General features: G+C 60.8%; 13 protein-coding genes. 7 read left to right on the forward strand and 6 right to left on the reverse strand.

All coding sequences use genetic code 11. The features are described from left to right. The first annotated feature begins 285 nt into the window (after positions 1–285). The 3 genes from AC58X1_RS17645 to AC58X1_RS17655 all read left to right on the forward strand — a co-directional run bounded on the left by AC58X1_RS17645 (position 286) and on the right by AC58X1_RS17655 (position 1,201). On the forward strand, positions 286–555 hold the full coding sequence (locus tag AC58X1_RS17645) for a hypothetical protein (protein ID WP_150570489.1): 270 nt from the start codon (positions 286–288) through the stop codon (positions 553–555). 1 nt (position 556) lies between these two features. After that, positions 557–841, forward strand: a complete 285-nt coding sequence (locus tag AC58X1_RS17650) for a DUF3077 domain-containing protein (protein WP_101322522.1) — start codon at positions 557–559, stop codon at positions 839–841. A 141-nt stretch (positions 842–982) separates the two neighbouring features. After that, positions 983–1,201: a DUF3079 domain-containing protein gene (locus AC58X1_RS17655; protein WP_101322523.1), complete on the forward strand. Its 219-nt coding sequence runs from the start codon at positions 983–985 to the stop codon at positions 1,199–1,201. Positions 1,202–1,210: 9 nt separating this feature from the next. On the opposite strand, the gene AC58X1_RS17660 is transcribed toward AC58X1_RS17655, so the two are convergent. The 4 genes from AC58X1_RS17660 to AC58X1_RS17675 all read right to left on the reverse strand — a co-directional run bounded on the left by AC58X1_RS17660 (position 1,211) and on the right by AC58X1_RS17675 (position 4,674). Continuing rightward, positions 1,211–2,410: a type II toxin-antitoxin system HipA family toxin gene (locus AC58X1_RS17660; RefSeq protein WP_497429231.1), complete on the reverse strand. Its 1,200-nt coding sequence runs from the start codon at positions 2,408–2,410 to the stop codon at positions 1,211–1,213. Continuing rightward, positions 2,407–2,658, reverse strand: coding sequence for a helix-turn-helix transcriptional regulator (locus AC58X1_RS17665; RefSeq protein WP_497429232.1), 252 nt, complete (start codon positions 2,656–2,658; stop codon positions 2,407–2,409). The genes AC58X1_RS17660 and AC58X1_RS17665 overlap by 4 nt, the downstream gene beginning before the upstream one ends. A gap of 272 nt (positions 2,659–2,930) precedes the next feature. Then, a complete protein-coding gene (locus tag AC58X1_RS17670; RefSeq protein ID WP_497429233.1) occupies positions 2,931–3,254 on the reverse strand; it encodes a hypothetical protein in 324 nt (107 codons plus the stop codon). Positions 3,255–3,354: 100 nt separating this feature from the next. Beyond that, positions 3,355–4,674, reverse strand: coding sequence for an OprD family porin (locus AC58X1_RS17675; RefSeq protein WP_101322526.1), 1,320 nt, complete (start codon positions 4,672–4,674; stop codon positions 3,355–3,357). A 470-nt stretch (positions 4,675–5,144) separates the two neighbouring features. Between AC58X1_RS17675 and AC58X1_RS17680 the strand changes: the two genes are divergently transcribed. Next, positions 5,145–7,247: a TonB-dependent receptor gene (locus tag AC58X1_RS17680; protein WP_497429234.1), complete on the forward strand. Its 2,103-nt coding sequence runs from the start codon at positions 5,145–5,147 to the stop codon at positions 7,245–7,247. A gap of 456 nt (positions 7,248–7,703) precedes the next feature. Here AC58X1_RS17680 and aguA read toward each other — a convergent pair whose 3' ends face one another. Beyond that, positions 7,704–8,810: an agmatine deiminase gene (gene aguA / locus AC58X1_RS17685; protein WP_220632749.1), complete on the reverse strand. Its 1,107-nt coding sequence runs from the start codon at positions 8,808–8,810 to the stop codon at positions 7,704–7,706. 176 nt (positions 8,811–8,986) lie between these two features. After that, positions 8,987–11,887, reverse strand: a complete 2,901-nt coding sequence (locus AC58X1_RS17690; protein WP_497429235.1) for an aminotransferase — start codon at positions 11,885–11,887, stop codon at positions 8,987–8,989. Between the two features lie 178 nt (positions 11,888–12,065). On the opposite strand from AC58X1_RS17690, the gene rfbB reads away from it, so the two are divergent. Genes rfbB through rfbC form a run of 3 tightly spaced genes read left to right on the forward strand, consistent with a single transcriptional unit; the run spans position 12,066 to position 14,556 of the window. After that, positions 12,066–13,148 (forward strand): dTDP-glucose 4,6-dehydratase, encoded by a 1,083-nt coding sequence (rfbB, locus tag AC58X1_RS17695; RefSeq protein WP_497429236.1) that lies wholly within the window; start codon positions 12,066–12,068, stop codon positions 13,146–13,148. Continuing rightward, complete coding sequence (gene rfbA, locus AC58X1_RS17700) at positions 13,145–14,020, forward strand: glucose-1-phosphate thymidylyltransferase RfbA (protein WP_101322531.1); 876 nt, start codon at positions 13,145–13,147, stop codon at positions 14,018–14,020. The genes rfbB and rfbA overlap by 4 nt, the downstream gene beginning before the upstream one ends. After that, complete coding sequence (gene rfbC / locus AC58X1_RS17705) at positions 14,017–14,556, forward strand: dTDP-4-dehydrorhamnose 3,5-epimerase (RefSeq protein WP_150570501.1); 540 nt, start codon at positions 14,017–14,019, stop codon at positions 14,554–14,556. The genes rfbA and rfbC overlap by 4 nt, the downstream gene beginning before the upstream one ends. Positions 14,557–14,558 lie beyond the last annotated feature (2 nt).

A 14,558-nucleotide genomic window follows, 5' to 3' on the forward strand; every position in this document is an offset into this window, starting at 1 on the left:
TGCTTCAGCCGAGGGCTCTTCGGAACTATCCTACGCTGCTTGCGGAAGCTTCCATGTTGTCGGGGAAATACCTCAGGGGTACCGTCCCTGGGTCGTCATTTGCGCGACCAAGGTGTGAGAACCTTGTAAACATGTTAGCGGCCAATCAATGGCGGTCGTACGCGGGCAGACTTCGGTCTGGCCGGGTTTTTCCATGTTTACCGGTTTCTCACTCCGCGTACGACTGCCACCCACCCCGTGAGAAGGGAGGTGGTGACAGTCCCTGTGTAAACACGGAGATCCACCATGAAGAAACTCGTCCCCGACCCACCCCGCCAAGATTTCACCCAACTCTCCTCCTTCAGCCTCCATTCAAACGTCACTACTTCTGAAATCCTTGCCCATGCCAGCGAACTGCTGCTTGGCGTAGCCGAAACCATCGACCAACACCGCCGCGCCCATCCTTACCAGGCCGGGCTGAACATGCTGGCGAACGCCGCCCATACCACCGATGCCTCACGCGCTCTGATTGACTACGCATTGACCTGCCTGCCCGCCAAGCCGGAGGAATGCTGAGATGAGCGACGATCAAAAAACCAACGTCACGGCCGGCGTCGAAACGTTTTTCGAATCGGGTGAAAGGTCCTCTCACATATTTCGGGTCATGCCCGGAGTGCCGTTCGAGCATGCCTATGAACACGTGTCAGTACTGCTGGGCTACATCAAGCATCTGGTCCGCGAGGGCGATATGGAGAATGACCACAAGCTGCTGGGCGCAGCGGATTACCTGAGCACCTTCGCCAAGGCGATCATGGACGACATCGAGATCGCGCGAAACCGAGCTCAACGCACAACGGCATAGAAGCAGGAAGGGCCGCTCGGCGGCCCCACACTGCGCAGCCAGCCGAGTACGAGGTAAGCAACATCAAGTTGATTACGATCAAAATCCACATTCACGCCAGCAGTAGGCTAAGCGCAATGACCGCCACAACGAGGGCGCTGCATGGCCAAGAAATTCCCCCTCAACCCAAGCCATCCCGAACGCATTTGTTGGGGGTGCGACCTGTACTGCCCGGCCAAAGCGCTGGCCTGCGGAAATGGTGCGGATCGGACGATGCATCCTGCCGAGCTGTTTGGTGAGGATTGGCACGAGCACGAAACGTGGTCGGAAGACGCAGACGTCAAGCGCGGTGAGGATCTGCCGCTAAGTTCGAGCACCTGATTGTGCGCTTCAGTTACCGAAGCTCTGCACAAAGGGTCCTGCACTCTGCTTGATCGCCGCGACCACGTGCGGCGCCTGTTCGCATAGCTCCGGCGCTTTGGCCAGTACTTGCTCAAGCGCCTGCAACTGCTTGCGGATAACTTCACCCGGTTGCGTTACACCACACGTGTCGGCGAAATCCAGCAAACCCTGCCTGGATGCAAACAGAGACTTGTTGCCGGCGAGCGTCAGTGCGATCACGTCTTCGGGGATGTAAGCCGTGGTGTTGACGATGTCGTAAGCGGGCGCCAGGCGGGCATCGCGCATCACGGGGTCAGAATAGAGCAGGCCAAAGTTTTTCAGATGGGCATCGCCGTTACCGACGATGCAGCTTAGCGTGACCATCTCGAACAGTTGCGTGAGAGAGGCATTGAGGTGCTCGGGTGCGCAGAACACGCGGATTGCCTTGGCAATCGCTGCATAACTCTTGCTGTACTTCTGCTCTGCTGGCAGGCCCATCAACGCCGTCATGTCTTCAAAACCGATTGGGTTGTGCTGCTCGTCCCGGTCGAAGCGGCGCATGACGAACAACTTGGCGTTGTCCGAGAGGAAGAACGGCGGCACGGGCAGCCCTGAGGCCTGAGCGATGGTCATGCACAGGTACTCATTGATGGCCAGGCCGGGGGACTCGTCGCGGCCACTTTTGATGATCAATTCCGAAGTCTTCGAGGTGAACCCTTGCGGTGTTGAGTTTTGCTGTTCAGGCACCAGGACTTTGGGCTGCACACCCGAGATACCGGCACGCAGAATGTAGCGATCCACCAGGTCGGCGAAGATGTCGTGCGAGCCGTCCCAAGATAAAATTTCGTCCAGCTTTTCGCCAGGAAACTGCTCACGCTCAAGCAACGCATCAACTGTGCGCGAGCTGACGTGCACCCGGCCTATGGGAGAGCTGCTGCCAGATAACGCCAGTAGCAACATGGGGTCGACTTTAGCGATCTTTGCCAGGCGGTTGCGTAGCTGCTCGAGCACGTAACCTTCAGGCAAGTTCATCTGAAATACCGGATGCAAATCTCGATGGCGGTACTCTTCCGCGCGGGTAGGCATGAGCAGGCTGACTGCTGCGTGCGGGTCAGCTTCGGCAGCGTAGCGGAACAGATAATCAGCAGCGCTGGTCAGGATTGTTCCACTGAGCCCTTGGGGTGTCGTTACCGTTAATGAAGCGCTCATTCAAACATCCCCTGGACCTCTTCCAGCGTGGGCATAGCCGCAGCAATCACCTGCAGCTCGCAATTCATCGCGCCAAGGGCTCTGGCATAGGCGCCGATAGCAACGGATAGGCTACCTTTTTCCACAGCGATGATTTTCTGACGAGTAAGGTTTGCCAGCTCTGCAAGCTGTTGCTGGGTGAGCCCTCGATGAAGGCGCCGTGTGCGTATTTGTCGCCCTAAGCGCTGAGTTAGCAGTTCGTGGTCCATGTTTAGAATACGAGACAATTGGATTGACATGTAACGTATACGTGACCAGATCGAAAATCAATTGATATGTGGTGAACTGCTGGCCTCGGCCATATGCCGGACCGTTTTGGCAGTTTGCTGAGCCGGTGATCTTCGCTCAAAGCGCAGGTTCAGGGAGGCCGGGTTTGTATACCTCGAGAAGCGAGTAGAAGACGGGTTCTTGGCCCTCGCGGCGCTCATGCTCGTAGCTGAATCACCGCAAACTACTGCTGATCGCCTCATCTTCAATCAGGTCAGTGAGCAAATACTGGAGGTGATTGCCCTCGCCAACCTTCGAGCCCATCAACTCCAGCTGACTTTTGGTTGTGTGTCGGTCGCATTCTGCAACGGCCATATGTGAGTTGAACGCTTCTCGCACGTTTTATGAGAGACCAAGCCAATGTGGCATCCAGCCCAGCAGGAAGCCGAAACCGCCGCTCGTCAAAGTGCAGGTAACTGCCTTTCGGATCGAACGGATGGGCCAGCGCGAAATATTGCGCTGCCTGATCCTGGTGCTGTGCGCTGATGAGCGCGAGCGGGTCCGTGATGACCTCGGGCGGGCGCTTGATGATGCTCATTCCAGATGTCCCTCGATTTGGAATGAGACTACAGCACTAATCCAACTCCCTAAAACGCAAAAAGGGCCGCTAAGCGGCCCTTTCCGTCACCCAACCAGAATCAGAAGATGCTGATCGGATACTCAACAAACACACGAACTTCGTTGCCGTCGTCGTTGTAGCCGTTCTGCTGTACCGCGTTGTTGGTACGCAGGAACGAGCCACGCAGTTTGACCGACAGGTCCTTGGCCGGGCCGTCTTGAACGACGTAACGGACCTGGCTGAAGATCTCGCGCTCTTTGCCTTCGCCGAAGCCTTGTGGGTTGGCGACGTTGCGGGTGTTGATGTTGTCGCCGACAACGTAGGCCAGCTTGTAGGTCAGGCCAGGCACGCCGAAGGTGCTGAAGTCCAGGCCGTAGCCGAGCTGCCAGGAGCGCTCGTCTTCAGCGTTGAAGTCAGACCAGTACGAGTTGGCCAGGTAGATGGTCGAACCACCGTCACCCACGCCGCCTTCGTTCTGGTACCAGCCGTAGTTGTAGCCGGTGCTGCCGGTGCTGCGCTGGTGCGCCAGGGTGAACGAGTGCGCGCCGTAGGCGTAGGTAGCGGCCAGGCTCCAGATGGTGTTGGAGTCGCCGTTCAGGCCTGCAGCCTGGACGAACTTCTTGTCGATGTCCGACTTGTAGCCGTTGAAATCGAGGGTCAGCGACTGGTCAGCAGCGATCGGGAAGACGTAGTTCAAACCCAGGTAGTGCTTCTTCATGACGTCTTCGTTGTCGGCTGTGTACAGCGACGCGGTGAAGTTGTCGGTGAACTTGTAGCTACCACCCAACACATTGATCGACTTCAGGCCACCGCTGTCGCGGTGCTCGGCGCTCTTGCGCACTTCCTGAGTGAAGCGACCGGCGTTCAGCTCGAGGCCTTCGATCTCCTTGGAGGTGATCATGGTACCGGTGAAGCTTTCTGGCAGCAGGCGCGAGTCGTCGTACTGCAGAACTGGCAGGGCCGGCATCTGGTCACCGTACTTCAGCACGGTGTTGGAGATGCGGAACTTGACCGCAGCGCCAGCACGGGCGAGGTCGTTGGCAGCAGCGCTCTGGCCATCTGCGTCAACGGTGTTTTCCCGCTTGAAGAAGTCGATACCGCCGCCGCCGTTACGGCCTTTGCCGCCGTCCAGGCGCAGTGCGTACAGGCCGAAGGCGTCAACGCCTACGCCGACGGTGCCTTGGGTGAAGCCGGAGGAGAAGTTACCGATGAAGGCCTGGCCCCATTGGGACTGGTCATTGGTGCCGTGTTTCTTGTCACGGTTGATGAAACCGTTGCGCAGCAGGATGTTGGCGTGGCTGTCTTCAACAAAGCCCTTGCTCTCGGCCTGGTCATTGGCCTGTGCCTGGGTCGCGGCAACGAGTGCCAGGGCGATCAGGCTGATCCTGGTTTTCAACATTTTCTTTTCCTTTATTTTTAATCAAAAACACTGTGCATTTTTACGCCCGGAAACCAACGCCCCTTCGTAGGTTCGACGTTATGCGGATCCAACTGACAAGCCGTGCCGATGCTCAACTGGCGGGCTTTCGCAGCCGCATGGCCATGTCATGGCCAGCAAGCGATGGCGAATCCTAGCCGCCCCTGCTTCTCAATGTCAAAAAATCGTGAAAGGCAGGTGTATATAACCAAAAAAACACCTCGCAATAGTGCATTTCAATGCGTATCTGCCCTTGCGTGGGGCATTTTTTCCCACAAGGCGGTGATTCAACCTACATACAACAATAAATGGCTCTACGATCAGCGCCGCCGACCCTGTTACATCGAGATACACATGTAAAGACAGGGCTTTACGAATTACCCGAGCAAGCGCTAATAGCAAGCATTACCATCCGCATCCATTTTTCATTAACTGCTTGTTTGGATGCCGTCATGCGTGTGCCTCGCCGCCTTTCGCCCCTGTCCCTGAGCCTGTCGCTGCTGTGCAGCGCGGGCGTTGCCACTGCCGCCACCACTACCCTGCCAGAGCTCTCGGTCACCGCCGATGGCGAGCGTGAACGGGACAACCCCCGGGTCAAGGAAGTCAGCACGGCGACTCGCACCTCCACAGCGGTGCGCGACGTACCGCAAGCCATCGACACGGTGAAGACCAGCAACCTGCTGGATTACGGCAGCAACAACCTGGGCAAGGCGCTGGAAGGCATCCCCAACGTCAGCAGCGGTGCCGATACGCGTTTCGACAGCGTGCGTATCCGCGGCTTCGAGAGCAGCAACGACTTCTATCTGGACGGCATTCGCGACGACAGCCAATACATACGCGATCTGCACAATATCGAGCGGGTCGAGGTGCTCAAGGGGCCGGCCGCGGTGCTGTATGGCCGTGGCGGCCAGGGCGGTATCGTCAACCGGGTGAGCAAGGCGCCAGAGCATGGCCGGCGCTCGAGCATCGAAGCCCAGGCGGGCAGCGAAGATATGCGCAGCCTGTACGCCGACCTCAGCGCCGACCCAAGCGACACCATCAGCCTGCGTTTGAACATGGGCAACCTCGACTACAATAGCTTTCGCGATGGCGTCGATGGCAACCGCCAGCTGTTCGCGCCGTCGATGAGCTGGCAACTGACGCCAGACCTGAACTGGCTGGTGCAGTACGAATACAGCCGCTTCAACCGCACCCCGGACCGCGGCATTCCCGGCGTCAATGGCCGCCCGGCCGACGTCGACCGGGGCACGACTTACAGCGATACCCAGCGCGACTTCATCGATGACCAGGCGCAGTCGCTGCGCTCGCGCTTGAACTATCAGCTCAGCGACAACTGGCAGCTGCGCCACACGCTGGGCCTGTTCCAGCTCGACAGCCAGTTCGACAACACCTACGCCACCGGCTACAACGCCGCCAGCAACACGGTGACTCGCCAGCGGTGGCAGCAGGATCTGAAAACTCGCAACCTGTTCAACAACCTTGAAGCCGAAGGCGAGTTCGCCACCTGGGGCCTGCACCACACCGTGCTGGTCGGCCTGGAGCTGGGCCACCAGCGCCGCGACCCGCTGTTGCGCAATGCCTTGCCGACCAACCGAGGCGGCACGCCGGTGCCGAGCCTGAGCCTGGACAACCCCGACCGCGGCCTGCAACACAATGGCCGTATGCAGGTGTTCAGCAACAACCACACCGTGGTCGACAGCCGCGGCTTGTACCTGCAAGACCAGATCCGCCTGAACGAGCAATGGCAGATTCTGGCGGGGCTGCGCTTTGACCGCTTCGAGGTCGAGACCACCAACCGCCTTAACAGCGCCAGCGAGCCGCAAACCAGCACCAGCACCAGCCCGCGCATCGGCGTGGTGTACTCACCGTGGCGCGAGCACTCGTTCTACGCCTCGTGGAGCAAGACCTTCTCGCCAGTCGGCGGTGGCCTGATCGGTATCACGCCGGGCGCCGCCGGCAATACCAACAAAACCGACCCTGAGCTGAGCCGGCAGAAGGAAATCGGGGTCAAGAGCGACTGGTTCGACGAGCGCCTGAGCACCACCCTGGCCATCTATGAACTGGAGCTGTACAACCGTCGTACCCGCGATGCCGATAACCCTGAACTGTTCCTGCTCAGCGGCCTGCAACGCTCACGCGGCATCGAGCTGACCGCGACCGGCAACATCGTTGGCAACTGGTATGTGCGCGGTGGCATCGGCCTTCAGGATGCGACCATCGTCAAGGACAACAGCAACCAGCAAGGCAACCGCATCAACGATGTAGCCAAGCGCAACGGCAGTCTGTTCATCAGCTGGAAACCGCAACTGGGCTGGTACGCCGAAACCGGCCTGACAATGGTTGGCGAGCGCTTTGCCGACAACCAGAACACCACCCTGCTGCCAGGCTATGGCCGCTGGGACGCGCTGGTCGGCCTGCGCACCACGGACTGGGATGTGCGCGCCGCACTGAACAACCTGACCGACAAGACTTACTACGCCTCCGCCACCAGCGCCGCACAGATCCAGCTGGGCGACCCGCGCAGCCTGGTCGTGACCGGCACCTACAACTTCTGATTCACTCGCCCATTAAAAACGCCACCGCAATCAGCGGTGGCGTTCTTGTTCAACAGCTCGGGAGCACTGCCTGCTCAATGCCAGATGGCTACCAGCGCCTCAAGCTCAGCATCGCTGATCAGTCCTCGTGGATAGCGCTCATGCAACAGACGTCGGGTATCGGTCGTCCTGACCCGCTTGCTTCCATGGTGCTTCAACCACTGCGTCAGCATTTTGAGCGATTGGTGATTTACTGCCGATGGGTGCAAAACCGACTCACTTGCTGCATTCATTTCAACACGTACTCCCTGGGCCCGTGAGCGGCTAACTTACGTTGAGTTTGTGACAGATCGGTTTAAACCTATCTGCTTGAAACACAATGGGAAACGATACAAGAGGTGTGCCATTTACCGCGTCTGCCGTCGGCCGCGCATAAAAAAAGCCCGTCAATCGACGGGCTTCTTTTCTATCAGGGAGTTAGCGCTTGTGCGGCGCCGGTTGTTGCTGAGTCAGGCAGTGGATGTTACCGCCACCGAGAAGCAGCTCGCGGCCGGGGATCATCACCACCTCATGGTTGGGGAAGATCTTCGCCAGGATGGCTCTAGCTTCGGCATCTGCCGGGTCATCGAAGCTTGGCGCGATGATGCCGCCGTTGACGATCAGGAAGTTCACGTACGAGCCCGCCAGGCGCTCGGCAGGGCTGCGCTCCTGGCTACCGGCCACCTGGTCGACGCCTGCGCACTCTTCTTCGGTTGCGTAGAGCGGGCCTGGGATCGGCATCTTGTGCACTACAAAGGTGCGGCCTTTGGCGTCACGGGTGTTTTCCAGCACTGCCAATGCGGCGTGGCAGCGCGCGTAGTTGGGGTCGTTGGAATCATCGGTCCAGGCCAGTAACACCTCACCTGGGGCGACGTAACAGCAGAAGTTGTCGACGTGGCCATCGGTCTCGTCGTTGAACAGGCCGTCAGGCAGCCAGACAATGGTGTCTACCGCCAACTGGTCGCGCAGGATCTGTTCGATCTGCTCGCGGCTCAGGTGCGGGTTGCGGTTACGGTTGAGCAGGCACTCTTCGGTGGTGATCAGCGTGCCTTCACCGTCGACGTGGATCGAGCCGCCTTCAAGCACGAAGCCTTCGGTCTGATAACGCTGGCAGCGTTCCATTTCGAGAATTTTGGTGGCGACGTCTTCGTCACGGTTCCACGGTGCATACAAGCCACCATCAAAACCGCCCCAGGCGTTGAAAGCCCAATCGACACCGCGCACTTCGCCGTGGTCGTTGATCACGAAGGTCGGGCCGGTGTCACGCACCCAGGCGTCGTCGTTGCTCAGCTCGACCACGCGGATGTTAGGCAGGTCGAGTTGGCGCCGGGCGTTCTGGTATTGAGCAGCAGACACCCCAACCGTCACCGGCTCAAAGCGAGCGATTGCCTTGGCCAGGGTCACGTGCGCCGCCTGCACCGGCTTGCCACCGAGGCGCCAGTTGTCCGGGCGCTCGGGCCAGATCATCCAGGCCTGGGTCTGTGGCGCCCACTCGGCAGGCATATGGAAGCCATCGGCACGGGGAGTCGAGGTGAGGGTTTTCATCGGTGTCCTCTGCATTACAGTTGAGGTATGTGCGGGCGCACAGGGTAACCCGGCATGCACTGAGAGCAGTTATAGCCGATAATTATCTGTAATTATAGTAACGAAGAAGAAAATACAGACGAAGGGCCATCTCAATAACCGATAACAATCGAGTATTGAGACGGCCCAGTTCGCTGCTAGAGGCCTTCTTGCAGGATGCGATCCACACAATCGACGAAGTAATCGACGCTGGCCCGGGTGGTGCACATCGGTGGTTTGATCTTGAGAATGTTCAGGTAATCGCCGGTTGGCTGCATGAAGATGCCCAGATCGCGCAGGCGATTGCACAAGGTAGTGGTTTCTTCAGTGGCCGGTTCAAGGGTGTGCCGATCACGCACCAGCTCCAGCCCCAGATAGAAACCGGAGCCATGGGTAGCACCCGCCAGCGGATGTTTATCGACCAATGCCTGCAAGCGCGCCTTGAAGTAGCCGCCGACCTTGCGGGTGTTGTCCCACAGGCCCTCCTCCTGCATCACGTCGAGCACGGCCAGGCCGATCCGGCAACTGACCGGGCTGCCGCCGGCGGACGAGAAGAAGTACCCCTCGGCTTCCAGCGCCTCGGCAATCTCACGACGGGTGATCACTGCACCCAGCGGCTGGCCGTTGCCCATGCCTTTAGCCATGGTGATGATGTCCGGGGCAACACCCTGTTGCTCGAAGCCCCAGAAGTAATCACCGAGGCGGCCATAACCGACCTGCACCTCATCGGCGATGCACACCCCACCACGGGCACGGACCTTGGCGTAGGCCTCGCGCAGGTAGCCCGGCGGCAGCGAAATACCGCCGGCGTTGCCGTACACCGGCTCGCAGATCATTCCCGCCAGCTGACGGCCGCGGGCGTCGAGGTCGGCCAGCTTGGCATCGACGTCACGCAGGTAGTCAGCGGTGCTGTCATCGCCGCGATAGCGACCGCGGAAGGTGTTCGGCGCCTCGACCGGATGCACCCAGTCCGGGCGGGTTTGCAGCGCTTGCGGGTTGTCGGCGATCGAGGTGGAAATCGCATCGGTAGCCACCGACCAGCCGTGATAAGCCTCCAGCACGCTGATCAGGTCACGCCCGCCGCTGTAGGCCCAGGCCAGGCGGATGGCGAGGTCGTTGGCCTCGGTGCCGCTGTTGACCAGAAACACCCGATCAAAGCCTTCCGGCGCCAGCGCCAGCAAGCGCTCGGAGAACTCCGCGACAGCGGCGTAGTGGAAGCGCGAGTTGGTGTTGAGCAGCGACCACTGCCGCGCCGACTCGGCGGCCATGCGCGGGTGGCCGTGGCCAAGCACGGCGACGTTGTTGAGCATGTCCAGGTACGAGCGGCCCTGCATGTCGATCAAGTAGTTGCGCCAGCCGCGCTCGATATGCGGCGGCTGTGCGTAGTAGTGCTTCTGCGAGCGGGCGAAGCTGGCATCGCGGCGCGCCAGCAGCGCTTGCGCATCGGGCAGCGGCTCGGCGTCGCAGGCAAACCCCAGCAAGGCTTGCGGTGACGGGCACAGCGCCAGCCAGGCGGCCGCCGCTGAAGGCGTGGCGAAGAACGGCGGCTGCACGCTGCTATCGCGGCACAGCTGCACGCTGAGCAGGCTGCCAGTAGTGCCGAGCGCCTCACCCAGATTCAGCGCTTGGCCATCCTCCGGCATGCTCTGCAAGCCTTGCAGCCACAGGCTGAAATGCTCGCTGCGCAGGCAGCCGTGGTTGGCGCTCACACGCTGCCATACACCAGTATGCGGCGCTTGCAGCGGGCTGCCCTCAGGTAGCTTCAGCTCGACACCGAGGGCACAGGTGGCCGGCTCGTCGAGACGGTCGATGTGGGTTTGCGACAGCCGATATTGCCCATGCAGGCTGCAAGCCACGCCAGGTTCGGCGGCCAGCACAGCCTGATCAAAACCAGGCTGCTGCCAGTTGCCCGCCTCGCAGTGCCTGCTGAGCACGCCGAGGTCGACGCGGGTGACTGCCTGGCCTGCCAGCGCCGGCAGTAAAGGTGCGCAGTCGGTCAATGCAAGCGCCGGCAATTGCTGGCCAGCGGCTTGCAGAATCGCCGCTTCCATCAATGCTGCTGGCACACGGGTGGCGGTCTCGAAGATCTCCCACTCGTGGGCGATGTTGTCGCGGATGTATTGATTGTCCGGATCGACCGTCAGTTGCTGCTCGCTGCTCAGCACCAGCACCGCAGCACGCATCAACACCAGCGGCCACAGCGCCAGCAACTCGGCCTCGCTGAGCAGATTGACCTCGTGATAGGCGCTGACCACCGGCAGAATCCGCAGCGGATCACCTTCGGCATGGTGCAGTAGCGCAGCACAGGTCACCGACAAGTCAGCGATGCGCCAGGTGCGTACCAGGTCGCCAAAGTCGATCACACCTTGCAACTGCCACTCGCGCTGGGCATCGCGCTGCCAGACCACATTGTCATCGGTGATATCCAGATGCACCGCCTGGCTCGGCAGTTGCGCCTGCACCTTGGCCAACACCTCAACTGCCTGCGCAACCACCGCCTGCAGCTGGGCGCGGCGCGGCGTATCGCCCAGCACCGGCAACAGGTGCTCGATCAACGCCTGGGCATGTTGCGGGTCCCACTGCAGGGTGCGCGCAAGGCCCGGATGGTCGAAGTCGACCAGGGCCAGGTCAACCTTCGCGCACAAGGCGCCGAGCTCGGCCATCAAACTGGCCGGCATATGCTTGAGGCGGGTCAGCGATTGCCCTTCGATATACTCGAGCACGCGCACGCGCAGTGGCTGGCCGTCGACGTCCAGCGCCAGCAGCGTCTCGCCGTTGCGCGCAGCGCGCACACCCGGCACCGGCACGCCCTGCTCGGCCAGATAGGCCAGCGCCGCATGCTGCGCCTGCAGCTCGATCTCGGCATAGCTGCCGTGGCAGGCCTTGAGCACGAAGCGGCCTTGGTCGCTGTCCAGGCGCAGGTTCAGGTCCTGTTGGCTGCCCAGCGCCTGCAGGTTGCCGTCGAGGTCAAAATGCGCCCTGAGCAAAGCATGTGCCTGCGCTTCGCTGAGCGAAGGGCTGGGCTGGCTGGAACGCTGAATCAGGGTGCTGAGGGGCATTTTGCGTGTGACCTCGGTTTTTTTGTCGCTTATATCGCCACTGCTGCGGCCGATATACAAGGGGCAGCTGCAAACAAGCCGACAGAACAGCTGCGCAAATCAATGCGCTTGTCAGTACCGGCGGCAATCGACAAGCTACGCTCCATCCGACGTCAACCGGTTTTACAGAGGCAGACTGATGCGCATACTCGTCACCGGCGGTGCCGGTTTTATCGGCTCGGCGCTGATCCGCCACCTGATCACCCACACCGAACACGATGTGCTCAACCTCGACAAGCTGACCTACGCCGGCAACCTTGAGTCGTTGCAGCCGATCGCCAGCAACACCCGTTACGAGTTCGTCCAGGCCGATATCGCCGACCAGCCGCTGGTCAGCGCCGTGCTCGAGCGGTTCCAGCCAGACGCGATCATGCACCTGGCGGCCGAGTCGCACGTGGACCGTTCGATTGACGGCCCGGCAGCGTTCATCCAGACCAACATCGTTGGCACCTACGCCCTGCTCGAGGCCACCCGCGCCTGGTGGAGCAAGCTGCCGGCGGCGCGGCGCGAAGCGTTTCGCTTTCATCACATTTCTACCGACGAGGTCTACGGCGACCTGCACGGTGTCGATGACCTGTTCACCGAAACCACCCCCTACGCGCCCAGCTCGCCCTATTCGGCCAGCAAGGCGGCGTCCGACCACTTGGTCCGCGCCTGGCAGCGTACCTATGGCCTGCCGGTGCTGCTGACCAACTGCTCGAACAACTACGGCCCGTATCACTTCCCGGAAAAACTGATTCCACTGGTGATCCTCAACGCCCTCGCCGGCAAGCCGCTGCCGGTATATGGCAACGGCCAGCAAGTGCGCGACTGGCTGTTTGTCGAGGATCATGCCCGCGCCTTGCTCACCGTGGTCAGCCAGGGTCAGGTCGGCGAGACCTACAACATCGGTGGCCACAACGAGCAGATCAACCTCGACGTGGTCCGCGCCATCTGCGCCCTGCTCGATGAGCTGGCACCCCAGCATCCGGCCGGGGTCAGCCAGTACGCCGACTTGATCACCTTTGTCCAGGACCGCCCAGGCCACGACCTGCGCTATGCCATCGACGCCAGCAAGATCGAGCGCGAACTCGGCTGGGTGCCGGCCGAGACCTTCGCCAGCGGCCTGCGCAAGACCGTGCAGTGGTACCTCGACAACCGCGAGTGGTGCCGTAACGTCCAGGATGGCAGTTACCAGGGCGAGCGGCTGGGCAACACCCAATTCAAGGATCTGATCTCATGACCAAAGGCATTGTCCTGGCGGGCGGCTCCGGCACCCGTCTGCACCCGATCACCCTCGGCGTGTCCAAGCAGCTGCTGCCGATCTACGACAAACCGATGATCTACTACCCGATCTCGGTACTGATGCTCGCCGGCATCCGCGACATCCTGCTGATTTCCACCCCGCAGGACTTGCCGCAGTACCGCCAGCTGTTCGGCGACGGCAGCCAGTTCGGCATCCACCTGAGCTATGCCGAGCAGCCTTCGCCGGATGGCCTCGCCCAGGCGTTCATTATCGGCGAAGAATTCATCGGCAAAGACCCGGTGTGCCTGATCCTCGGCGACAACATCTTCCACGGCCAAGGCTTCAGCGAGCAGCTGCTGCGCGCAGTCAGCCAGCCGTCCGGAGCAACGGTGTTCGGCTACCTGGTGAAAGATCCGGAGCGCTTTGGCGTAGTCGAGTTCGACGAGCAGGGCCGCGCCCTGTCGATCGAAGAAAAACCCGCTGTGGCCAAGTCCAACTACGCCGTCACCGGCCTGTATTTCTACGACAACGATGTGGTCGAGATCGCCAAGGCCGTGCGCCCCTCGGCACGCGGCGAGCTGGAAATCACCGACATCACCAATGCCTACCTGCAGCGCGGCGACCTGCGCGTCGAGCGCTTTGGCCGTGGTTTCGCCTGGCTCGACACCGGCACCCACGAGAGCCTGCTGGAAGCGTCGCAATATGTGCAGACCATCGAAAACCGCCAAGGCCTGAAGGTCGCCTGCCTGGAAGAAATCGCCTTCCAGAAGGGCTGGATCTGCCGTGAGCAACTGCTGGCCAAGGCTGAAGGCTTGAAGAAAACCGGCTACGGCCAGTACCTGCGCAAACTGGCTGAAGAGTACCCATGAACGTCATCGCTACCGACATCCCTGATGTATTGATCATCGAGCCAAAGCTGTTTGGCGACAGCCGTGGCTTTTTCTTCGAAAGCTTCAATGAGCGCGCCTTCAAGGAGCAGACCGGGGTCAGCATCAACTTCGTTCAGGACAACCACTCGCGCTCGCAAAAAAACGTGCTGCGCGGCTTGCACTATCAAGTGGAAAACCCACAAGGCAAACTGGTGCGCGTGGTCCAGGGCGAAGTGCTCGACGTTGCGGTAGACGTGCGCGTTGATTCGCCGACCTTTGGCCGCTGGGTGGCCACCCGGTTGAGCGCCGAAAGCCATCGCCAGTTCTGGATTCCACCGGGCCTGGCCCACGGCTTTTTGGTGCTGAGCGAGTCGGCCGACTTCCTCTACAAGACCACCGACTACTTCAACCCGACTGCCGAGCGCTGCATCCGCTGGGACGACCCGGACCTGGCAATCGACTGGGGGCTGGTCGAAGCGCCGTTGCTGTCGGCCAAAGACCAGCAAGGGCTGAGCTTTCGTGAGCTGTTCCCATGAAG

Source organism: Pseudomonas sp. PGPR N4 (genome assembly GCF_059693665.1).